Origin of the sequence: Paenibacillus sp. HW567, from assembly GCF_000374185.1 — a bacterium.
Taxonomy (GTDB): Bacteria; Bacillota; Bacilli; order Paenibacillales; family Paenibacillaceae; genus Paenibacillus_AQ.
Window position 1 is genome coordinate 6,738,442 of the sequence record NZ_KB910518.1, and the last position, 22,421, is coordinate 6,760,862.

Consider the following 22,421-nt stretch of genomic DNA (forward strand, 5'->3'; position numbering starts at 1 on the left):
TGATAGCGGCAGTAACAACCAAAGCTACCAATGTCCAAACCGCCGGCCCGGCCGCAATATTTTATTTTGAAAGGTGAAGTGACCACAATGATTGACGCTAATGTGAAGCAGGACCTGCGTGAAATAGGCAAGAAACTAACAGACCTTAGGGGGTCTCTTTGACTTAGATCTTAAGCAAGAGATGATCGCCAACTTCGAGGAAAAGATGGCTGCACCGGGTTTCTGGGATGATCCCGATAAGGCTCAAGGCGTAATTGCCGAGATGAATGCAGTGAAATCCAGTGTGGATCAGTACGAGAAGCTGCAGCAGGAATATGATGATGCGGCGATGATGGCGGAGCTGGCGGATGAAGAGGGCGACGCAGATCTTGCAGCAGAGGTTGCCGGGACGATCCGCAGCGTAGCTGGCAAGGTCGATGATTTCGAACTCCAACTGTTGCTTAACCAACCTTATGACAAGTTGAATGCTATTCTGGAGCTGCATCCGGGTGCTGGTGGAACGGAGTCCCAGGACTGGGGTCAAATGCTGCTGCGCATGTACACACGCTGGGCCGAGAAGCGCGGCTTCAAGGTTGAGGTGCTGGATTATTTGCCGGGTGATGAAGCGGGCATTAAAAGCGTTACTTTGCTGATCAAGGGGTATAATGTATACGGCTATCTGAAAGCCGAAAAAGGGGTACACCGGCTGGTGCGCATTTCTCCGTTCGACGCCTCGGGCAGACGGCATACTTCCTTCGTATCTTGCGATGTCGTACCGGAAATTGCGGATGACGTAGAAGTGGATATCCGTACAGAGGATCTAAAGATTGACACGTACCGGGCCAGCGGCGCAGGCGGTCAGCATATCAATACGACAGACTCTGCGGTGCGTATCACTCACTTGCCGACAGGCGTCGTGGTGACCTGCCAGAACGAGCGGTCTCAGATCAAGAACCGGGAACAAGCGATGAAGATGCTGCGTTCCAAGCTGTATGAGCGCAAGCTGCAGGAGCAGCAGCAGCATCTCGATGAGATTCGCGGCGAGCAATCGGATATTGCGTGGGGCAGCCAGATCCGCTCCTATGTATTCCATCCCTATAGTATGGTAAAGGATCACCGTACTTCCGTGGAAACAGGGAATGTGGGAGCTGTCATGGACGGCGATCTGGATGGTTTTATTGACGGTTATTTGCGCAGCCAGATTAAGACAGAAGCTGAATAAGGGTATACTGATAATTCCTACGCGTCTTCGGAGGTGTAGGGATTTTTTTGAGTGTAACTTAAAGTATATTTATGTAGACGAAGTATAGAATAAGGAGAATCACATGCAAAAAATCAATTCACGCAACAAACCGCCACTGATTCCGCTGAACGGGCCGGTGCGCCATACGGTAGATATTGTACTGATTCTCGTTGGCTCACTGATTACGGGGCTGGCGTTCAATCTGTTTTTCTTGCCCAACCGGATTGCATCTGGAGGGGTATCTGGCTTATCGGTACTCGCGGAGGCCTGGCTGGGGGCTGAACCGGCGTTCACACAGTGGGCGCTGAATATTCCGCTGTTCTTCCTTGGAGTTATATTCCTTGGCAAACAGTATGGACTCCGCTCGCTGCTGGGGAGCTTTGTGCTGCCGTTGTTTATCTTTTTGACGAAGGATGGACCGGTGCCGACTACGAATCCCCTGCTTGCTTCCATTTATGGCGGGATTGGCGTAGGGCTGGGACTTGGACTGGTATTCCGTGGGCGGGGATCGACAGGGGGGCTGACGATTGCGGCGCAGATTATCCAGAAATTCACCGGCTTCAGCTTCTCGCTCTCTGTTGTGCTGCTGGATGGTACGGTGATTACGCTGGCTGCTTTTGTGCTGGGGATGGAACAGGCCATGTATGCGCTGATCGGTCTGTTCGTGACGGGCCGGGTGATCAATGCGCTGGAGGTTGGTTTCAGCATTACTAAGGTAGCGTATATCATTTCCGACCAGACGGATGACATTGCACAAGCGATTCTCACTGATCTGGATCGTGGGCTGACCAAGCTGAACGCGCAAGGCGGATACACTGGCGACAATCGCACCGTACTTATGGTGGTTGTGGGTCAAAATGAGATTACCCGGCTAAAAGCTATCGTTCGTTCCGTAGATCCGGGGGCGTTCGTTATTATAACCGAGGCACATGAAGTACTGGGCGAAGGGTTCAAAAGAGAGGTGCAGTCTCCTTAGGGGGCTGCGCTCTTTTTTTAAAATATAAGACACCCATGCCGCTGCGCGGCATCACTGAGGAATGAAAATATTGTCTATACTGGTTACTGGGCTGGCGAAGGTAGGTCGGAACTTCTTGGTGTTACGAACCCGAATATAAGACGGACCCCAACGACCCGGTGCATCACAGATTGTTGCTCCCTCCGGGGAAGCACGCAGGGCAGAATAACCTTAGCATTGGTCTTTGCACCAGCCTTAATAAGCGCCAGCAGGCAGGAGACAGAAAAGATGGAGATCCTCATTGAACGTTGTTGTGGATTAGATGTACACAAGAAGAGTATCACAGCCTGTATCATCACCCCGAAAGGAAAGGAGATTCGAAGCTTTGAAACGCTGACTCGCCGGCTAGTCGATTTAGTGGATTGGATTAAAAGCGAGCGGTGCACCCATGTCGCGATGGAGAGCACCGGAGATTACTGGAAACCGATTTATAACCTGCTTGAACTGGAAGACGTCAAGCCGGTTGTCGTGAATGCGCAGCATATCAAAGCCGTGCCCGGACGCAAAACAGATGTGAAAGATGCGGAATGGATTGCGAAATTACTCCGGCATGGGCTGGTGCAAGGGAGCTATATTCCGAATCGGGAGCAGCGGGAACTTCGGGAAGTGATCCGGTATCGGCGAAGTATCATCGAAGAGCGAAGCCGGGAAGTGAACCGATTGCAAAAGGTGCTGGAAGGAGGCAATATCAAGCTCTCGTCCGTGGCATCCAATGTGCTTGGAGTGTCAGGACGAAACATGTTGGAAGCGATGATTCAGGGCGAAACGGATCCTTCGATTCTAGCGGACTTTGCGCAAAAGAAGCTGAAAGCCAAGAAAGAACAATTAAAGCTGGCACTAGAGGGAAGCCTAGGTCCTCATCAGTTGCTCATGCTGGAGAAACAATTAGGACATATTGACCAGTTGAATGGGTTGATCACTGAACTGGATGAAGAGATTGAGCGCCGAATGGCCCCTTTTGCAGAGGACCTGAAGTTAGTGGATACCATTCCCGGTGTCGGTAAACGAACCGCCGAACAAATTCTGGCGGAAATTGGGACCGACATGACACGGTTTCCGAGCGCAGGGCATTTATGCTCTTGGGCAGGTATGACTCCAGGTCACAATGAAAGCGCGGGGAAAAAACGATCAGCAAGGACACGAAAAGGGAATAAAAAGCTGCGAAGTGCACTGGTGGAATCGGCGCGAGCGGCAGGACGAAAAAAGAACACCTACCTGTCGGCCCAATATCACCGGATCGCAGGCAGGCGAGGGAAAAACAGAGCAGCCGTAGCCGTCGGGCACAGCATTTTAGCGATAGTCTATGTCTTGTTAACGCGAAGACAAGCATATAAAGAATTAGGGTTTGACTACTTCGACCAACGAAACCGCGAGATGGTAATGAACCGATCCATAAAACGCTTGGAATCGCTCGGGTATCAAGTAAACCTGAGTGAACAATCGGCCTAACGGCCAATTTCAAAAAAATAAAAACATGGGGTTTGTTTTGGTATGCGCACTTTTGGTTCCTTAGAGCAACTTTATTTTCAGGGCAGAATTTATATGTTTTACTCTATAAATTATCCTTCTATTTCTCGCTGAAACGGATACCGTCCTTATAAGGACGGCGTAGCCGTTTCCACTTGTCCCAATAAACTTAACGTTACGTGTTGTATTTATATTAATTCGGTCGTATAATAATACATATTTCTAAGGACGGTATTCATTTTATCCATGATAAGCAGGAAGCGGGGATGACAGTGACAGGCAAGCTGAGAGCAGCAATTGTTGGATCAACGGGTTATGGGGGCGTGGAGCTGATTAGGCTTTTGCAGAGCCACCCTGATATAGAGATTACTTCAGTGATCTCCTCTTCAAGCGCAGGCGCGCCTATTGAGGAGGGGTTTCCGCATTTAACAGGCATTGTGCAGCGCAATCTGGATGGAGTGGATGCAGCGGAGATTGCCGGCAGGGCGGATGTGGTCTTCACGGCAACGCCGTCCGGGGTAAGCGCGAAGCTGGTGCCGCAACTGCTGGAGGCAGGGCTGAAGGTCGTTGATTTGTCCGGTGACTTCCGGCTGAAGGACAGCGCGGAGTATGAGCAGTGGTATAAACATCCGGCTGCGCCCGAGGCGTATCTGCAACAGGCTGTATACGGATTATGCGAGGTGTTCGGAGAACGCGCGGCTGGCGTGGATTTCATCTCTAATCCGGGCTGCTATTCGACGGCTAGCTTACTTGGCTTGATTCCGGCATTGCAGGCTGGTTGGATCAAGCACGACAGTATCATTATTGACGCGAAATCAGGGGTGTCCGGGGCAGGCCGGGGGACGAGTCTGATGGTCCATTACTCCGAGATTAATGAGAATTTCAAAGCCTACAAGGTTAATAAGCATCAGCACATCCCGGAAATTGAACAGACGCTTACGGAGATTGCGGGAGAGAAGGTTATGGTTACATTCACCACACATCTGGTGCCAATGACCCGGGGGATTATGAGCACGATGTATGCCGGGATGAACGGTAAATACAGCGAGCAGGATTTGGTGGAATTATACCGTAAGTATTATGCAGGACGGCCGTATGTGCGGGTTCGTGATGCGGGAGTGCTTCCGGCGACCAAAGAGGTCAGCGGCTCCAATTATTGCGATATCGGCTTTGCTACAGATGCCCGTACAGGTCGGGTGACCATTGTATCCGTCATTGACAATATTGTTAAAGGCGCGGCAGGTCAAGCGATTCAGAACCTGAATTTGATGATGGGATGGGAGGAAACCCGTGGCCTTGGCTACACGCCTGTGTATCCGTAAGGTTCAGCGGTCAACAATACAATGACTCAGAAGCAGGTTTTTACCGTCGTGGACGGCGGAAGTATTACTGCCCCTAAAGGGTTCAAGGCTGGAGGGCTGCACTGCGGCCTCAAAAAAACGGAACGCAACGACCTTGCAGCGATCCTCTGCGAGGTGCCGGCAACGGCGGCGGCGGTGTATACAACGAATGTATTCCAGGCAGCGCCGCTGAAGGTGACGCGGGAGAGTCTGGTCGACGGCACGCTGCAGGCGGTTATTGTGAACAGCGGGAACGCCAACGCCTGTACGGGCGAGCAGGGTGAAGCGGATGCTTACGAGATGCGCGCTGCCGCTGCCCGCTATTTGGGCGTAAGTGAGCAGGATGTTGCGGTTGCTTCCACAGGCGTGATTGGTGAGCTGCTGAAGATGGACCGTGTGCGCAGCGGTATTGCCGGACTGCCGGAGAAGCTGGATGGGGGAGCCGCAGGGGCGGAGGAGTTCAGCCAGGCGATACTTACAACGGATTTAGTTAAAAAAGAATGCTGTGTTACAGTAACGGTCGGCGGAGTGGAGGTTACGATTGCCGGAGCAGCCAAAGGGTCAGGAATGATCCATCCCAATATGGCGACAATGCTAGGCTTCATGACCACGGACGCTGTGATTGACGGAGAGGATTTGCTCAGTCTGCTGCGTACAGCGACCAATACGACTTTTAATATGATTACGGTAGATGGAGATACAAGCACGAATGATATGCTGGTCACAATGGCAAGCGGGCTTGCGGGAAATGAGAAGCTGACGCGTCTGCATGCGGACTGGGAGGCTTTTGCAGCGGCGTTTACGCATGTCTGCAGGAGTCTCGCGATGGCGATTGCCCGGGACGGTGAAGGTGCGACCAAGCTGATTGAAGTACAGATAAGCGGTGCGGTGCACGACGAGGCGGCAGGGGCGATTGCCAAGACGGTGGTCGGTTCCAGTCTCGTGAAATCGGCGATTTTCGGTGCGGACGCCAACTGGGGCAGAGTGATAGCTGCTGTAGGACGCGCCGGTGTGCCGGTATCGCCGGAGCGGGTGGATATTTCGCTTGGTGAGATTGCGGTGCTGAGGCAGTCGCGGCCGGTGGCTTTTGATGAAGAGAAGGCTCTGCATTATTTGCAAAAAAGCGATACCGTGCTGATTACGGTAACTCTGGCTGACGGTGACGGCAAGGCAACAGCCTGGGGCTGCGACCTGACTTATGATTACGTGCGCATTAATGCCGCCTACCGTACCTGATTTGCGGCTTGTATAAAGCCAGGGAAGGATACTGATACTATGACTTTGATAACTACAGAGAATCGCAGGGCGGGCGGCTTGTTCGTGATGAAATGCGGCGGCAGTACGCTGGCTGCGCTTCCCGATTCGTTTTTTGAGGACTTACGGGAGCTACAGCTAAGCGGCGTTCAGCCCGTTATTGTTCATGGGGGCGGACCTGCGATCTCCGGCAATCTGGAGCGGCTGGGTATCGAGAGCAGCTTCGTGAACGGCCTGCGGGTGACGACCGAGGAAGTGCTGGACGTCGTAGAGATGACGCTGGCGGGAAGCATCAACAAGGCGATTGTCCGAAGGATTCAGGGCAGCGGCGGACAGGCGCTCGGCTTATCCGGTGTGGATGGACGGCTGATTACCGCCCGGCTGGTCGCGAACAGCGGCGAGGTAGGACTGGTTGGCGAAGTGACGGAGGTCAATGCGGAGATTGTAAAAGGTGTGCTGGCGATGGGCTATATCCCCGTAATTGCGCCGATTGGCGTAGATGCTGCGGGTCAGCGCTATAACATTAACGCAGATACGGCGGCGGGAGCGGTGGCTTCTTTTATTGAGTCGCCCTCAATGATTGTCGTGACGGATGTGCCGGGTATTATGCGCACGATAGATGGCCGCAAAAAAGTGCTTCCATCAGTAACGGTAACGCAGATTGAGGAATTAATCGAGAGCGGCGAGATCTATGGCGGAATGATTCCAAAAGTACGCGCCGCGATGGACTGCATTCAGGGCAGCGTGTCGGAAGTGGTCATTGTTGACGGCAAGGAGCCGCAGGTGCTCAGCCGGGTGCTGCAGGGTGAAGAGCTGGGAACACGGATTATTCGTTCATTATAAAATAACAAGCGCTGACGGGAATACCGGAAGCAGCATGGTGGGAGAGTGACTAAGAATGAGTGAGCTTACGCAAGCGGACAAAGATTCTTTGACAGGGGAGCCGCAGGACCGTTCAGTGGAAAAGGAGGTTCAGGAGGCTGCTCCTGCCAAGCTGAGTGCGGTATTCCCGTCCTACGCGAGATATGACATCAGTCTCGTCAAGGGCAAGGGTAGCTGGGTATGGGACGATCAGGGTAACAAGTATCTTGATTTCATGTGCGGCCTCGCCGTAACCAGTCTGGGACACGCTCCCGAGAAGGTTGGCGCGAAGCTGAAGGAACAGATTGATACCCTGTGGCATGTCTCGAACCTGTTCCACATTCCGGGGCAGGACCGGGTAGCGGCGCTGCTTACAGCTAACAGTTGTGCGGATCAGGTATTCTTTTGCAACAGCGGGGCCGAAGCGAATGAAGCGGCCATTAAGCTGGCGCGCCGTTACCACCAGAAGGTGAAGGGGACGGGACGTTATGAAGTGATCACGTTCGAGCAGTCCTTTCATGGACGGACCATTGCGACACTGACAGCTACCGGGCAGCAAAAGGTAAAAGAAGGCTTCCTGCCGCTCCCGGCAGGCTTCAAGACCGTGCCGCTGCATGATCTTCCGGCGCTGAAGGCCGCAATTTCCGAGAATACCGCAGCAATCATGCTGGAGATGGTTCTGGCTGAAGGCGGCGTGCTGGAGGTGCAGCAGGAGTTCCTCGACGCTGTTGTAGCGCTGTGCAAGGAGCACGGTCTGCTATTGATCGTGGATGAGGTTCAGACCGGTATGGGGCGCACGGGCAAGCTGTTCGCGCATCAGCACTACGGCATTGAGCCCGATATTTTCACCTTGGCTAAGGGCGTGGCCAGCGGATTCCCTGCAGGCGTGATGCTGGGCAAGGGCTATCTGCGCGAAGCGTTCAGCCCGGGTGCGCATGCAAGCACCTTTGGCGGAACGCCGCTGGCAGCGGCGGTGATGGAAGCGACGATTGAAACGATGCTGGAGGATAATCTGGCGCAGCGTGCCGCCGACATGGGCGAGTACCTCAAGGGGCTGCTGGGCGACAAGCTGGCGGATACGCCGTTTGTGAAGGAAATCCGCGGCAAAGGCCTGCTCATCGGCATCGAATGCGCAGCGCCGGTAGGGGACATTGTGCTGGCTGGACAGCAGCGCGGACTGCTGTTCGTACAGGCCGGACCGAATGTGATTCGGCTGCTGCCTAACTTTTATGTAAGCGTCGAGGAGATCCACCAGGCGGTGGACATCCTTTCGGAACTCATTCATACTTATGCTAACAATGGAAAGTGGGAGGCAGGTTCATGAGCCAGGGAGTACAACAGGATACCGGGAAACTAGCACAGCAGCTTAAAGGCCGTGATTTGCTGGAGCTGAACGACTACAGCCCGGAGGAAATCACGTATTTGATTGATTTGGCCATTGAGCTGAAGCGCAAGCAGAAGAGCGGTGAGGTCTACCAGCCCCTGAAGGGCAAGACCATTGGACTGATCTTTGAGAAATCCTCGACCCGCACGCGCGTATCGTTCGAAGTGGGCATGTATCAGCTTGGCGGCCATGCGCTTTTCCTGAGCAAAAATGACATCCAGCTCGGACGCGGCGAAACGGTTGGCGATACAGCGCAGGTGATGTCGCGTTATCTGGACGGCATTATGATCCGTACCTTCGGCCATGATAAAGTAGAGGATTTGGCCCGTTATGCTTCCGTTCCCGTGATCAACGGGCTGAGCGATCTGGCGCACCCGTGCCAGGTGCTGGCCGATTACCAGACGGTATACGAGCACAAGGGCAAGCTGAAGGGCCTGAAGCTGGCCTATATCGGGGACGGCAACAACATGGCGCATTCCCTGCTGATCGGCGGAGCCAAGCTGGGTGTGAATGTCTCGGTTGCCGGACCTGAGGGCTACGAGCCGGATGCGGCTGTAGTGGCGGAGGCGCGCGAGATTGCCAAGGAGACCGGAGCGGTAATCGTGATCACCCGCAGCCCGCAGGAAGCTGTACAGGATGCCGATGTGATCTACACGGACGTCTGGGCGAGCATGGGCTTCGAGGCCGAGCAGAAGGCGCGTGAGGCTGCTTTTAAGGACTATCAGGTCAACGAAGAACTGGTAAAAGGCGCGAAGAGTGACTATCTGTTCCTGCACTGCCTGCCTGCCCACCGCGAAGAAGAGGTCAGCACCGGCGTGATCGACGGTCCGAACTCGGTCATTTTCGACCAGGCCGAGAACCGCCTGCATGCGCAGAAGGCGCTGATGGCTGCGTTGATGGGCTAAGCTGCATTCGCGTTTGAAATTTAGGATTTAGAGGAATTCAGGATCGAGCCGTCGAGCCTGTATGGGTCTAATATTATATAAAAAACTATATAAGATGAACTTAGTATTAAGCGTTAGAATCTGGTGCGAAGCAGCGGAGTGAAAGTTTGGAACTGTAGGAGCGATAGCGTCCGCCTTTGTCTCCAGATGTTATCCGCTTAGCGGTATAATTCAGAAACATCTGGAGACAACAGCGGCCGGAAGTCCAAACATTTCACGCAGTTGCGTCCGGGCAACAGATTTCTACACGCCGGTCCAGGCTCATCTTATACCCCCCACACGAAAGGAAGTCACACCCCCATGCCAAAAGAAAAAATCGTGCTCGCCTATTCCGGCGGGCTGGATACCTCGGTCATTTTGAAATGGCTGAAAGAAACCTATGACGCGGAGATTATTGCTTTTACAGCCGATATCGGCCAGAAGGAAGAGCTGGAAGGCTTGGAGGAAAAAGCGCTCGCCACCGGCGCGTCGAAGGTCTACATTGATGACCTGCGCGACGAATTCGCGAGTGACTTCATCTACCCGATGTTCCAATCGGGTGCTTTGTATGAGGGCCAGTACCTGCTCGGCACAAGCATCGCCCGTCCGCTGATCGCGAAGCGCATGGTGGACATCGCCATCGCCGAAGGCGCTACGGCCATCGCCCACGGTGCAACCGGCAAGGGCAACGACCAGGTGCGCTTCGAGCTGAATGCGGCGGCCCTGTCGCCAAGCATCAAGGTGATTGCACCTTGGCGGCTGGAAGAATTCCGCAGCCAGTTCCCGGGTCGTGCGGAAATGATTGCCTACGCCGAAGCGAATGGCATTCCGGTCCAGGCCTCGGCTGCCAAGCCGTATTCCATGGACCGCAATCTGCTGCACATCAGCTATGAGAGCGGCGTGCTGGAAGATCCTTGGTTCGATCCAAGCGCACCGGAGAACAAAGGGATGTTCCTCCTCAGCAATGCGCCGGAGGATGCCCCGGATCAGCCGGAATACCTGGAGCTGGAATTCCTCAAGGGCGACTGTGTGGCGCTGAACGGAGAGTCGTTATCTCCCCTCCAGGTCATGGAGAAGCTGAATGAACTCGGCGGCAAGCATGGCATTGGACGCGTCGATATGGTAGAGAACCGTTTTGTCGGCATGAAGAGCCGCGGTGTATATGAAACTCCGGGCGGAACGATTTTGTTCACTGCACACCGCAAAATGGAGTCCATCACCATGGACCGCGAAGTAATGAACCTGCGCGACAGCCTGATCACCCGTTACAGCACACTGGTATACAACGGCTTCTGGTTTGCGCCTGAACGCCTTGCGCTGCAGGCGCTGGTGAAGGAAAGCCAAAAGAACGTTACAGGAACCGTGCGCGTCAAGCTGTATAAGGGCAACATTATCGGAGCTGGCGTGAAGTCTCCGGTCAGCCTGTACAACCCGGATATTGCGACAATGGAAGCTGACCCGACCCAGGCTTATGACCAAGGGGATGCAACAGGCTTTATCCGCCTGAACGCCCTGCGTCTGAAGGTTTCGGCGGGTGTAGCAGAATCCAAGTAAAAACGGCTTGCGCCGTCCATAAAAGGACGCGGCCCGTTTCCGCGGGAAATATAAAGCATAGCGTGAAATAACCAGCCCACAGAAGGCCGTTCCTCCCGTCAGGACAGGAGCGGCCCTTCTAACGTCGGGCAGAGGAGGAAATAACAGGTGAGCAAGCTGTGGGGCGGACGTTTTACCAAAGGAACGAACAAGCTGGTGGAGGAATATACAGCCTCTATCGGATTCGATAAAGCCTTGGCTGAAGAAGATGTGCAGGGCAGTCTGGCCCATGTCACCATGCTGGGCAAATGCGGCATCCTGCCGCAAGAGGACGTAGAGGCGATTAAGGATGGACTGAACAAGGTGCTGGAGAAGGTGCGTACGGGCGAGATTGTATTTTCAGTGGCGGACGAAGATATTCATATGAATATCGAAAAGAACCTGATCGAGGAAATTGGTCCTGTCGGCGGCAAGCTGCACACCGGACGCAGCCGGAATGATCAGGTGGCTACGGATATGCACCTCTATCTGCGGAACCGCGTGGTGGAGCTGGTGGCCCTGCTGCATGAGCTGCAGGAAGCGCTGATTGGACAAGCGAAAGACAATGTGGAGACGATTGTTCCGGGCTACACGCATTTGCAGCGTGCCCAGCCGATTCTGTTCGCCCACCATCTGCTGGCCTACGTGTCCATGTTCCGCCGCGATGCGGAGAGACTCACCGACAGCTACAAGCGGATCAACGTGTTGCCGCTGGGTGCAGGGGCGCTGGCGGGAACCACCTTCCCGATTGACCGTCATTTTGTAGCGGAGCAGCTTGGGTTTGGCAGCGTGTATGAGAACAGTCTGGACGCTGTCAGCGACCGTGATTTCATCGTGGAGTTCCTGGCGAATGCCGCGCTGGTTATGACCCATCTGTCCCGGCTCAGCGAGGAGCTGGTGCTGTGGAGCAGCACCGAGTTCAGCTTCGTGGAGCTGGACGATGCCTTCTGTACAGGCAGCAGCATTATGCCGCAGAAGAAGAACCCGGATGTGCCGGAGCTGGTGCGCGGGAAGACAGGCCGTGTCTACGGCAATCTGATCGGCCTGCTGACCGTATTGAAGTCGCTGCCCCTGGCCTACAACAAGGATATGCAGGAAGACAAGGAAGGCATGTTCGACACTGTAGCCACTTTGACCGGAGCGCTGCAGCTATTCGCGCCGATGATCTCCACGATGAAGGTGAACAAAGGCCGGATGCGCGAAGCCGTCAATACGGACTTCTCCAACGCAACCGACATCGCCGACTTCCTGGTAGGCAAAGGTCTGCCGTTCCGCCAGGCGCATGAGGTGATTGGCAAGACAGTGCTGTACTGCATCAATGAAGGCAAATTCCTGCTTGATCTGACGCTGGAGGAGTTCAAGGAGTTCTCCCCGCTGTTCGATGAGCAGATCTATGCCGTCCTGCAGCCGGAGGCTGTGGTGAACGCCCGCAACGTCTACGGCGGCACGGCTTCGGTGCAGGTGAAGGCAGCGATTGAGCGCGCCGAAGCCGCACTGCAAGAGACCGGTGAGTGGGTAGCGCAGCACGTGAATACGATAGGCTAAGAGGCCGTAAGGCCAATCTGGCGGCTGAAATCAATAAAGACTGTCTTTTCGCATTTTGGTGATGCGGAAGGACAGTCTTTTTTTAATCCGCTATGAGGTCTACCCTCACTTACCCAGCGGCAGCCAGGCCAGCACATCTTGAATTTTGGTATCCCAATAGCCCCATTCGTGTTCGCCCGGACCTTCCTCATAGGTCAGAGACAGCGAAGTCTTGGCGCACGCCTTGCGGAACGCCTGATTATCGTCATAGAGGAAATCCTCCGTGCCGCAGCATTGATAGAGAAGCGGTTTGGGGCCAGTGGAGTGGTCAACCTCATTCAGCAGCCAGAGCAGATCCTGCGGGGTGTTTTCGATATCGGTTTTGCCAAAAATCCGTTCATACTCAGGGGCTTTCTTAGTGGGATCTTCCATGTTCATGAAATGATGTGCCATGTCGAGCGCCCCGGAAAGGCTCGCCGCCGCCGCAAAGGTCTCGGGCTTGCGCAGTCCCAGCTTGATTGCCCCGTAGCCGCCCATCGACAGCCCGGCCACAAAGGTATCCTCACGCTCCGGCGACAGCGGGAAGAAAGAACGGGCCAGCTCCGGAAGTTCTTCACTGATGAAGGTCCAGTACCGGCCTCCTTCCGCCATATCTGTGTAGAAGCTGCGGTGCACTTGCGGCATCACTACGGCAATCCCCATTTGCGCGACATAACGTTCAATCGAGGTCCGGCGCAGCCAGATCGAGTCATCGTCGGACAGGCCATGCAGCAAATACAGTGTCGGGTGCAGCTTTCCGCGTGTTACATTGCTCATGCCAATCTGCGTTGTCGTCTGCTGGGGCAAAATAACCGTCATCGAGGTGCTCAGGCCCAGCACTTCCGAATAAAACTTACATTCTATTAAAGCCATGTTCCATATCCCCTCTCCATTCGTCCAGGCTTATAGTCATCGTACCATATTTGCGTATTAATACAGTATAATAGCTCCGATGAAAGGGCTTTCCTTAGATCCGAAATAGGGGTTCACCGCCCTAGCGGCGATCTGACACTTGATAGGCGGTGAACAAGGGTAAAGCTGGAATGGAAAAGAATTTCGGCACATAAAGAGGAATTCATGCAGAGGAATGAGGCGGCGGCTAGCCGAATATATACACAAAGCCAGCAAACGGGGAGCAGTTCTACTGCTGCCCGCCAATCAAGTCCGAGGTGTAAACTACGCCGGCGAAGGTGCCGTTTGACGTAATAATGATGCTATCCTGCTTCAGGGTATCGGGGCGGTTCATGGCTGAAGTTAAAACGAGGGACGGCGGGGCGGAAATATCGGCGGTTAGCGGTTTGCGGTTCATGAGCTTGGTTACGGATTCCCGGTAGAAGAGTTCCATGCCTGTACGTCCGGTTACCTTAAGGAAAAAGCGTTCGCACATCAGCAGCCCAACCGGCTCATTGTGTGTATTGCAGACAACGATGGATTTGGCTTCCGGGTGCTGGAACATCACGCGCAGGGTTTCGCGGCAGGTGGAGGAGGCGGGAACTGACGGAGCCATGCGGAGAATGGCGGATAATTCATTGGCAGCGATGATGCTCATTGCAGTTCATCCTTTCTGTGATCATTGTACTCTTACAGTAACGCTCAATCATAAACTGCAATGGGGACAAAGGTAATCGCAATGTAAAGAAAAGATTACCCTCGTACGCCATCCTCCACCAGCGGGTTTCTAGGGGACTCCGGCAGTGACTTGCCCATGCCGCCCCGGTTGATGGCAATGATGCGTTTCTGCGCATAGTAGGTGTCGCGGGAGAGCAGCTTCTTCTCAGCGGCTTTACCGTCAATCAGGCGGGTGATGTAGGTCTCGACTATATAGCCGGTTTTGCCGTTCTGAATGACGCGGGTGTCGCCGCGCGGAAGCGAGGAGTCGCTTACGTATTTGTCGGCAGGCTGCAGCACCTCTACTGTCCGGGACTGGATGAGAAAGGTCACGTTCTTCGGGAATGTGCCGAACAGCTTCACGGTTAAATAGCGGCCCTGCACCCCCGCTTTGATAATCAGGTATTTGCCGGTGTTGTTGCGGATACGGAAATTGATGTTGCCTTCGGAAAAGGTGGCATCCTGGCCTTTCGGGAGATAGTTGACCGGCAGGGAGTGATTCCGCCGCTCCACGATTTCGAGGCCTGAGCGGAGCGCAGCGTTGTAAAGCGTGCTCGACACCTGGCAGATGCCGCCGCCTGTGCCGGGCTGAAGTTTGCCGTTGACGATTACCGGCGCTTCCCGGAAGCCTGTGTCTGCCTGTGCCTTCTGAATGGCTTTGCCGTAATCGAAGACGGCACCCGGAGGCAGAATAGTGCCGTCAACGGCTTGGGCGGCGGATTCGATGTTGAAGGTGCGTCCGGGTCCGCTTGCGCCGAGCGAGGTGCTGAATTCAGAGATTTTTCGTTCAACACCTTGAGCTTTCAGCGCTTTCAAGGTAACATCCGGCTGTTGAACGCTAAGAGGCACTTCAAAGACGATTGGCTTCCCCTGAAGGTTGCCGCTGCTGCGCAAGGTGGATGGCACAGCCGCCCGCAGGGTAAGCTCCAGCGCATGCCAGTCTACCTCGAAGGAGGTTGTTCCGGGCGTGTACACCACACGGTCATCTGCGGTGATTACCCGGACGGCATCCACGGGGGCGCCGAAGGTCTTTTTTTCCCAGGCGGGACTCAGGCGCTTCTGCAGTTGTGTGAGATCGAGGTTCATCCCAAGCTCGAAGCTGCGGGGAAAGCTCAGGCGGGCGCGCACCCGGTCAAGCAATCCGCCCTCAGTGAGTGTGTCTAGCGTACGGAGGAAATCCGCCGCATCATAGGCCATTCCAGCCTGCTTCAGTGTCAAGGTTGTTTCTGTACTTCCTTCCGCCTTCAGCACCAAGGGAACCGATTCCAGCGCCTTAAGCCGTGACTTCAATTCCGTGCGCACCACGGCAACGTCCATTCCGCCAAGGTCCCAGCCGGCAATGGCAGTTTTTTGGGGCAGGGTATGCTGATTTCCATATAAATGCAATCCTCCGGTTACCAGTGAGCCAGTCAATATAAGACCGATCACTATGATGAGGGCGGTATGGGTTTTTTTCATGAATAATCTCCTTCTGCAGGGCGGATTTGCGCTGATTCAGCGCGGGCCGGGGCGGACAGGCTTAAGGAAAGCTCTTTGCAGCCGATATAATAAATAGATATGTTGAACTAAAGGGCAGTAGCGACAGAGGGGAAGTCCAAACTAAATGTTGGAATTCAAACGATACTCCGCTGAACGGGTCAGGGCGTGGAGATCACGCTGGAGGCGTATCAGGCCCCGCGAACAGAATCATCTCCTGATCGGAGGAGTCTACCTGCTTGTAACGGACTGAGCCGCTCTTATTTCCACTGGAAGTTATTTTTTCGCAAGTGTGCGGACTCCAGCGCCTTTATGGGCAGATATTCACCCCAAATATACCTGCCGAAGAGGCGATAAGCGCTTTACGGTCCGTCCTTCGGCTAAATCTATCCCTTTCGGGAAAATAACGTCCTTGCGGTCTGTAAGGAACAGAGGCTGGATACGAAGAATCCCTTTATTGAGCAGGTATTTATAGGTGCTTTTATATGTATATGTGTGTTGTCCGAAAAACTTTCGGGTACTCAAGCAGTTACGGATTTGTTACAATAGATACGCCTGCGGTATGAATGCAGTTAATGGAAACTACTGTGGTTTGCTGCCAGAAAGCAGGCACAGGGGAATATGTCAGAATCGGGAAGTGATGAATTGATCGAAATGCAGGATGTGTGGAAAACCTATCCCAATGGAACCCATGCGCTTCAAGGCGTATCCGTCAAAATCGACCGCAACGAGTTCGTGTATATCGTCGGACCGTCCGGTGCCGGTAAATCAACGTTCATGAAATTAATCTATAGAGAAGAGTCGCCGACCAAAGGGCAAATATCCGTAGGCGGGTTTAACATAGGCAAGCTGAAGCCGCGCAAAATTCCTTATGTCCGCCGCAATATCGGCGTGGTGTTCCAGGATTTCCGCCTGCTGCCGAAGCTGACCGCCTATGAGAATATCGCTTTTGCGATGGAGGTTATCGAGGCGCCGAAGAAGGTCATCAAGAAGCGTGTGCCTGAAGTGCTCGAACTGGTCGGACTGCGCAGCAAAGCAAACCGCGAGCCTTCGCAGCTATCAGGCGGGGAGCAGCAGCGGATTGCAATAGCGCGGGCGATTGTCAACAACCCTTCCGTCATTATTGCGGACGAGCCTACCGGCAACCTGGACCCGGAAACCTCTTGGGGAATTATGCAACTGCTGGATGAAATCAATTTTCGCGGGACCACGATTGTAATGGCTACCCACAATAGGGATATCGTCAATAAAATGCGCAAACGCGTACTCGCTATTGAGAACGGAAACATTGTGAGAGACCAAGTGAGAGGGGAATATGGTTATGAGTTTTAAAACCTTCTTGCGGCATGTGCGGGAAGGCTTCAAAAATGTATTCCGCAACGGCTGGATGTCGGTGGCTTCCATCACGTCTATTGTCGTCTCCCTCTTCGTGCTTGGTGTTTTTATATTGCTAGTGCTTAATGTCAATGCGGTCGCCGACAAGGCGGACAGCCAGGTGCAGATCAACGTGCATTTGGCCCTGAACACCGATCAGAAAATGCGCGAAACGCTGCAAAATGAAATCGGCAGTATGCCGGAAGTCAGCAAGGTAGAGTTCATCTCCAAAGAGCAGGGGCTGAAGGAATTCCGCGAGGATATGGGACCGGATGCCGCCGGGCTGCTGGAGGGCTTTGATAATGATAACAATCCTCTGCCGGACAAGCTGCTAGTGGAAGTAGTTCAGCCGACAACCGTTCCTTTTGTGGCGGAGAAGATCGAAGCCCTGAACACAACCCATAAAGAGCAGCCCATTTACAAAGTGAATTACGGCAAAGGCTCGGTGGAGACGCTCTTCAAGGTGACGAAGGCGATACGCAACATCGGATTTATTTTTGTAGCAGGGCTGGCGGTTATGTCCATGTTCCTGATTTCCAATACGATACGGGTTACAATTCTTGCCCGCCGCAGGGAGATTGGTATTATGAAGCTGGTCGGGGCGACGAATTACTTTATCCGCTGGCCTTTCTTTGTTGAAGGGGCGCTCATTGGCCTAATTGGTTCACTGATTACCTCGGGCTTGCTCTACGTTGGCTACAGCAGCCTGACATCTTCTGTGCAGGGAGACCCGATGCTGGGATTGCAGCTTATTCCTTTTGGCAATATCTGGCTTCTATTCTGCGGGCTGCTGGTTAGCCTTGGCGTACTGATTGGTATATGGGGAAGCAGCGTGTCGATCCGGAAGTTTTTGAAAGTATAGTCCATCATCCGCGGGAGGATGACGATCATAACAGGATAAAGGACGGGGAGTGCGAGTTGAAGAAGATTACTGCCGGATTGTCCGCTGTATTGCTGGCTGTGACATTATTCCAGCCCTCTGACGGATATGCCAAAAAGACTTCGGTCGCTGAGATCGACAAGCAGCTAAAGCAGTTGCAGCAAGAGGTGCAGGCTGCCAAGGCGGCGCAGGAGAAGGCTGCTTCACGCAATCAGGAGGCCCAGCATTACAAGAACAAAACAAACCTAAATCTCCAATACGTGCTGGATCAGATTGGTCAGGTGAAGGGTCAGATGACAACGATTTCCGGAAAAATCTCCAGCACGGAGAAATCGCTGAAGGTTACAGCGAATGAGCTCGATGAGGCGGAAGCGCGTGTCGCCGCCCGGGAGAAGCTGCTTGAATCCAGGGTCCGCTTGATGTACACCGACGGTGCAGTCTCCTACCTGGATGTGCTGCTCTCCTCGAAGAGCTTCTCTGATTTCCTGGATCGGGCGGACTCGCTGAAGATGATTGTGGATCAGGATCAGGACCTGCTGGTACAGCATAAGCTGGACAAGCAGACGGTTATTGCCAAGAAGCAAGAGCTGGAAGGGCAGTACGCGCAGGCTAAGCAACTGTATACGGATCTGGAATCCCAGCGAGGCGTGCTGAAGGATAAGGAGGCGGAGAAGCAGGAGCTTATCGCCTATTATGATAAGGAAATCCAAGAAACGGACGGCGTGACGGAAGAGCAGAATGCCAAGCTGGTGCAGCTCGCCAGCGACCGTTCGGCGCTTGAGGAACAGAAGGATAAGATCAAAGCCGAGGAAGCCGCACGCAAAGCGGCGGCAGCCAAAGCAGCCGCGGCCCGTAGAGCCGCAGCAGCGGCTGCCGCTGCTGCGGCCAGAGCCAAAGTAGCCAGCAGCAGCAGTTCAAGCTCAGACAGCAGCCCTGCTGCGGAGGAATATGCCGGTGGAAACGGACCGTTCCTGCTTCCAGTTGGCTCGGCACGCATTTCTTCGCCTTATGGATTGCGTACGCATCCTGTAACCGGTGAGGTAGGCAAGATGCATACGGGTACGGACTTTGCCGTTCCGCAGGGGACCGACATTCATGCTGCCGATTCCGGTACGGTAATTGTAGCAGAGTGGTGGAGCGGGTACGGCTATTGCGTGATCATCGACCACGGCGGCGGTGTATGGACGCTCTATGGCCATATTCGCGAAGGCGGCATCAAGGTTAAGGTGGGTGACCGCGTGGAACGCGGCCAGGTTATCGCCGAATCCGGAGCCACCGGACGTGTAACCGGTCCGCATCTGCACTTCGAAGTACGGATTGACGGCAAACCGGTTGATCCGATGCCTTATCTTTGATTTTAAAGACATTGATTCTATATCATAAATATTATTGCAGTTTTCGGCATATACTGGAAGAGATGCCGTTCTTTGCGGAAGCGGAATACTGGACTTGATGAGATAGATAAGAAGGGACGGTGGGAACATCATGTTGAAGAAAAGCACAGCGGCGTTTATGATGATCGCCGCCTTGCTGTGCGGCAGCCTGCTGACTCTGGGTGTGACCGGCTATGTGAATGTATTCGGACAAGCTGCGGGTGAAGGAGTAGCGGCGGCGCCCGTGCCGGCGGCCGGCGGTCTTCAGGAGAAGGAATCGCAGAAGCTTGGAACCGCACTGAGTCTGATTGAGGGTAACTACTACGAAAAGGTAGACCGGGAGAAGCTGATCGACGGTGCTGTCAACGGGATGATGGAGGCACTGGGCGATCCTTATTCCAATTATATGGGTAAGGAAACAGCGCAGAAGTTCGAGGAGAGTATCGAAGGCTCGTTCTCGGGAATCGGGGCAGAGGTATCTTCGGATAACGGTAAGGTGGTTATCGTCTCCCCGATCAAGGGCTCACCGGCTGAAAAAGCCGGGCTGCAGGCTAAGGATATCATTCTGTCCGTGAACGGAGAAACACTTGAAGGGATGGAGCTAAATGCCGCGGTAGCCAAGATTCGCGGCCCTAAGGGAAGCAAGGCCACGCTGAAGATTCAGCGTGCCGGCGCTGCGGAGCCGCTGGAGTTCGTGCTCACCCGCGATGATGTGAAGCTGGAGACGGTCTACGCCAAGCTTGGGAAGGATGGCGTGGGTGTAATCGAAGTGACGCAGTTCTCCATGAATACCGCTGAACGGTTCAAGGAAGAGCTTGGCAAGCTGGAGAAGCAGGGGATGAAGGGACTTGTTATTGATGTCCGCAACGACCCGGGCGGCGTGCTGCCGGTTGTTATCGAGATGGCACAGCAATTCGTTCCATCCGGCAAAGCCATTGTTCAGGTTGAGGATAAGAATAAGAAACGTGAGGTAAGCACCTCCAAGGGCTCAAGCAAAGATTATCCGGTCGTAGTGCTGATGAACAAAGGCAGTGCAAGTGCCTCGGAGATTCTGGCCGGAGCTCTGCAGCAATCTGCGGGAGCCAAGCTGATTGGCGACAATTCCTTCGGCAAAGGCACAGTGCAGACCAGCTTCGACAAGCAGCTCGGAGATGGCAGCCTGCTGAAGATTACGATTGCCAAATGGCTGACGCCCAACGGCACATGGATTCACGGCAAGGGCATCAAGCCGGATATCGCCGTGGCCCAGCCGGACTACTTCTCGGTAGCACCGATTAACAAAAGCGTAACCCTGCAATACAATATGAACAGCACGGACGTCAAGAACGCGCAGATCATGCTGAATGGTCTTGGCTACAAGCCGGGACGCAAGGATGGATATTTCGATACGGCGACGAAGGATGCGGTCAAGAAATTCCAAAGCGCATCCAAGCTGCAGGCGACCGGCATCATCAATGCCAAGACAGCCGAGGCGCTGGAGCTGGCGCTGGTCAAGGCCATTAAGGACCCGGTCAACGACAATCAGCTCAATAAGGGAATTGCCGAGATACAGAAGGAAATTAAGGCGTCGTCGTCGAAAAAGTAAGAAGGCTGATTTCAGCCTTCTTTTTTTCTAATAATATAAGGATCTGTATATTTCAACTCATCAATCAGCCTAATATTTCTCGCTGTAACGGATACCGCCCCTTTATGGACGGAGAAGCCGTTTCAACTTGCCGGACCCAAAGGAGTGTGACGAACGGTTTGAATGGGATGCCAGAACTGCTTGCAAGCTTGGGCACAGCGGCCATACATCTGCTGATTCAGCCTTATTACTATATTGCTATTCTCTTTATCGCTTTCTATTACCGCAGGCAGGTAGCGCTGGAACGGAAGCTGATCCATGTGAAGCTCCATAGCTGGGGCCGGGAAACCTGGCGCACGGTATGGAGCGGCCTGGTGATGGGGCTGGTTGTTTCCCTTGCCGCTGTTCTGCTGGGGATTTCCTTGTCAGGGACGGCGGTGGCCTGCATTTGGATTGTCAGTCTGGTGCTTATGCTCTTTCGTGTGCGCTATTTGTGTTTTGCCTATTCCATAGGCTTCTTGGGAATTGTGCAATTTGTCCTTTCCTTCATTCCGGGTACCCTGCAGAACGGACCGGCAGGAACGGTTGCCGGAGCGATCAGGGAAATGAATATCCCGGCGCTGCTGGTGCTGGCAGCGCTCCTGCATCTTGCCGAAGCGCTGCTGGCGCGCTGGCAGGGCGCAGGGCTGGCGTCGCCGCTCTTCCTCAAGGGCAAGCGCGGCAAGGTTGTTGGCGGCTATCAACTGCAAGCCTTCTGGCCGCTGCCGCTGTTCCTGCTGATTCCCCCTGGAGCGGGAATCGGTGATCTGCCCTGGCACCCGCTGCTGGGCGGCGGGCTTGGCCTGGTCTCCCTGCCGGTCATCATCGGCTTCAGCGAGATGACCCAGGGCCTGCTGCCCGGGCGCAAGAGTACCCGCACAGCAGGGCGGCTGCTGCTGTACAGCATCGTCCTGCTGGGCTTAAGCCTGCTTGCCGCCTGGTGGAGCCCGCTGACCGTGCTCGCGTCGCTCGCGGCTGTACTGCTGCACGAAGCTCTGGGCTGGTACGGCGCTCTGGAGGAGCGCAGTCTAAGCCCCATCTTCGTGCATCCGGCTGCCGGCCGCAAGGTGCTGGCCGTGCTGCCGGACAGCCCCGCGCAGGAGCTGGGCATCCTGCCGGGCGAGATTCTGCTGAAGGTCAACGGAGTTCTGTTGACCGATGCGGCGCAGCTTCATGAGGCGCTGCGCATGAATCCCGCGTTCTGCAAGCTGGAGGTGCTGAACCGCGAAGGCGAGAGCAAATATCTCCAGCGGGCGATCTACGATGGCGACCACCATCAGCTCGGCATCATTCTGGTGCCGGAGCCGGACGGAACGGTAACGGCAGAGGCGAAGCCGTCCAGCATCTTCAGCATTATCTCAATGAAGACCGGGAAGAGCCGGAGCCGAGTGCAGGATAAGCGGCTATAGACAAGAGTGTCTGTGCAAGATATGGAATATCCTGAAATATTAAAATGCCCTTTTGAATTCCGCCTTGGGAATCAAAAGGGCATTTTTTGCTTCTATT

Annotated in this window: 18 protein-coding genes; 15 read left to right on the forward strand and 3 right to left on the reverse strand. The window is 54.3% G+C overall.

What is annotated here, in order from left to right:
* Positions 1-87 precede the first annotated feature (87 nt).
* The 10 genes from prfB to argH all read left to right on the forward strand — a co-directional run bounded on the left by prfB (position 88) and on the right by argH (position 12,583).
* Positions 88-1,201 (forward strand): peptide chain release factor 2 gene (gene prfB, locus B212_RS0130040; RefSeq protein WP_156830410.1). Its coding sequence is split into 2 segments (ribosomal slippage): positions 88-159 and positions 161-1,201, totalling 1,113 coding nucleotides; the frame shifts between segments, so codons are not numbered across the junction.
* Between the two features lie 103 nt (positions 1,202-1,304).
* A complete protein-coding gene (locus tag B212_RS0130045; RefSeq protein ID WP_019915073.1) occupies positions 1,305-2,198 on the forward strand; it encodes a YitT family protein in 894 nt (297 codons plus the stop codon).
* A 267-nt stretch (positions 2,199-2,465) separates the two neighbouring features.
* On the forward strand, positions 2,466-3,686 hold the full coding sequence (locus tag B212_RS0130050; protein ID WP_019909933.1) for an IS110 family transposase: 1,221 nt from the start codon (positions 2,466-2,468) through the stop codon (positions 3,684-3,686).
* Between the two features lie 284 nt (positions 3,687-3,970).
* Positions 3,971-5,026, forward strand: coding sequence for an N-acetyl-gamma-glutamyl-phosphate reductase (gene argC, locus B212_RS0130055; protein ID WP_019915076.1), 1,056 nt, complete (start codon positions 3,971-3,973; stop codon positions 5,024-5,026).
* A gap of 21 nt (positions 5,027-5,047) precedes the next feature.
* The gene (gene argJ, locus B212_RS0130060) at positions 5,048-6,280 is read left to right on the forward strand and encodes a bifunctional ornithine acetyltransferase/N-acetylglutamate synthase (RefSeq protein WP_019915077.1); all 1,233 of its coding nucleotides are present in this window, start codon (positions 5,048-5,050) and stop codon (positions 6,278-6,280) included.
* 39 nt (positions 6,281-6,319) lie between these two features.
* Positions 6,320-7,141 (forward strand): acetylglutamate kinase, encoded by an 822-nt coding sequence (argB, locus tag B212_RS0130065; RefSeq protein ID WP_019915078.1) that lies wholly within the window; start codon positions 6,320-6,322, stop codon positions 7,139-7,141.
* Positions 7,142-7,196: 55 nt separating this feature from the next.
* A complete protein-coding gene (locus B212_RS0130070; RefSeq protein ID WP_019915079.1) occupies positions 7,197-8,483 on the forward strand; it encodes an aspartate aminotransferase family protein in 1,287 nt (428 codons plus the stop codon).
* Positions 8,480-9,448, forward strand: coding sequence for an ornithine carbamoyltransferase (gene argF, locus B212_RS0130075; RefSeq protein WP_019915080.1), 969 nt, complete (start codon positions 8,480-8,482; stop codon positions 9,446-9,448). Before B212_RS0130070 ends, argF begins: the two co-directional genes overlap by 4 nt.
* Positions 9,449-9,787: 339 nt before the next feature.
* Positions 9,788-11,020 carry an argininosuccinate synthase gene (locus B212_RS0130080; protein WP_019915081.1) on the forward strand — a complete coding sequence of 411 codons (1,233 nt, stop codon included), beginning with the start codon at positions 9,788-9,790 and terminating at the stop codon, positions 11,018-11,020.
* A 147-nt stretch (positions 11,021-11,167) separates the two neighbouring features.
* The gene (argH, locus tag B212_RS0130085; protein ID WP_019915082.1) at positions 11,168-12,583 is read left to right on the forward strand and encodes an argininosuccinate lyase; all 1,416 of its coding nucleotides are present in this window, start codon (positions 11,168-11,170) and stop codon (positions 12,581-12,583) included.
* 105 nt (positions 12,584-12,688) lie between these two features.
* Here argH and B212_RS0130090 read toward each other — a convergent pair whose 3' ends face one another.
* The 3 genes from B212_RS0130090 to B212_RS0130100 form a co-directional block, all read right to left on the reverse strand.
* Complete coding sequence (locus B212_RS0130090; RefSeq protein WP_019915083.1) at positions 12,689-13,474, reverse strand: alpha/beta hydrolase; 786 nt, start codon at positions 13,472-13,474, stop codon at positions 12,689-12,691.
* A 268-nt stretch (positions 13,475-13,742) separates the two neighbouring features.
* Positions 13,743-14,150: a hypothetical protein gene (locus B212_RS0130095; RefSeq protein ID WP_019915084.1), complete on the reverse strand. Its 408-nt coding sequence runs from the start codon at positions 14,148-14,150 to the stop codon at positions 13,743-13,745.
* A 95-nt stretch (positions 14,151-14,245) separates the two neighbouring features.
* A complete protein-coding gene (locus B212_RS0130100) occupies positions 14,246-15,667 on the reverse strand; it encodes a VanW family protein (protein ID WP_019915085.1) in 1,422 nt (473 codons plus the stop codon).
* A 663-nt stretch (positions 15,668-16,330) separates the two neighbouring features.
* On the opposite strand from B212_RS0130100, the gene ftsE reads away from it, so the two are divergent.
* The 5 genes from ftsE (at position 16,331) to B212_RS0130125 (ending at position 22,324) form a co-directional block, all read left to right on the forward strand.
* Positions 16,331-17,017 carry a cell division ATP-binding protein FtsE gene (ftsE, locus tag B212_RS0130105; protein WP_028531121.1) on the forward strand — a complete coding sequence of 229 codons (687 nt, stop codon included), beginning with the start codon at positions 16,331-16,333 and terminating at the stop codon, positions 17,015-17,017.
* Entirely contained in the window at positions 17,007-17,921 is a 915-nt protein-coding gene (ftsX, locus tag B212_RS0130110) for a permease-like cell division protein FtsX (protein WP_019915088.1), read from the forward strand. Before ftsE ends, ftsX begins: the two co-directional genes overlap by 11 nt.
* A gap of 56 nt (positions 17,922-17,977) precedes the next feature.
* Positions 17,978-19,294, forward strand: a complete 1,317-nt coding sequence (locus tag B212_RS0130115) for a murein hydrolase activator EnvC family protein (protein ID WP_019915089.1) — start codon at positions 17,978-17,980, stop codon at positions 19,292-19,294.
* A gap of 130 nt (positions 19,295-19,424) precedes the next feature.
* The gene (locus B212_RS0130120) at positions 19,425-20,897 is read left to right on the forward strand and encodes a S41 family peptidase (RefSeq protein ID WP_019915090.1); all 1,473 of its coding nucleotides are present in this window, start codon (positions 19,425-19,427) and stop codon (positions 20,895-20,897) included.
* Positions 20,898-21,064: 167 nt separating this feature from the next.
* Positions 21,065-22,324: a PDZ domain-containing protein gene (locus B212_RS0130125; RefSeq protein WP_036670371.1), complete on the forward strand. Its 1,260-nt coding sequence runs from the start codon at positions 21,065-21,067 to the stop codon at positions 22,322-22,324.
* Positions 22,325-22,421: the final 97 nt, after the last annotated feature.

Coding starts and splice junctions, on each gene's coding strand:
- argF (WP_019915080.1), top strand. CDS start 8,480: ATGAGCCAGGGAGTACAACAGGATACCGGGAAACTAGCACAGCAGCTT.
- B212_RS0130100 (WP_019915085.1), bottom strand. CDS start 15,667: ATGAAAAAAACCCATACCGCCCTCATCATAGTGATCGGTCTTATATTG.
- argB (WP_019915078.1), top strand. CDS start 6,320: ATGACTTTGATAACTACAGAGAATCGCAGGGCGGGCGGCTTGTTCGTG.
- B212_RS0130050 (WP_019909933.1), top strand. CDS start 2,466: ATGGAGATCCTCATTGAACGTTGTTGTGGATTAGATGTACACAAGAAG.
- B212_RS0130080 (WP_019915081.1), top strand. CDS start 9,788: ATGCCAAAAGAAAAAATCGTGCTCGCCTATTCCGGCGGGCTGGATACC.
- B212_RS0130120 (WP_019915090.1), top strand. CDS start 19,425: ATGTTGAAGAAAAGCACAGCGGCGTTTATGATGATCGCCGCCTTGCTG.
- argC (WP_019915076.1), top strand. CDS start 3,971: ATGACAGTGACAGGCAAGCTGAGAGCAGCAATTGTTGGATCAACGGGT.
- B212_RS0130095 (WP_019915084.1), bottom strand. CDS start 14,150: ATGAGCATCATCGCTGCCAATGAATTATCCGCCATTCTCCGCATGGCT.
- ftsX (WP_019915088.1), top strand. CDS start 17,007: ATGAGTTTTAAAACCTTCTTGCGGCATGTGCGGGAAGGCTTCAAAAAT.
- B212_RS0130045 (WP_019915073.1), top strand. CDS start 1,305: ATGCAAAAAATCAATTCACGCAACAAACCGCCACTGATTCCGCTGAAC.
- B212_RS0130070 (WP_019915079.1), top strand. CDS start 7,197: ATGAGTGAGCTTACGCAAGCGGACAAAGATTCTTTGACAGGGGAGCCG.
- B212_RS0130090 (WP_019915083.1), bottom strand. CDS start 13,474: ATGGCTTTAATAGAATGTAAGTTTTATTCGGAAGTGCTGGGCCTGAGC.
- B212_RS0130125 (WP_036670371.1), top strand. CDS start 21,065: ATGCCAGAACTGCTTGCAAGCTTGGGCACAGCGGCCATACATCTGCTG.
- argJ (WP_019915077.1), top strand. CDS start 5,048: ATGACTCAGAAGCAGGTTTTTACCGTCGTGGACGGCGGAAGTATTACT.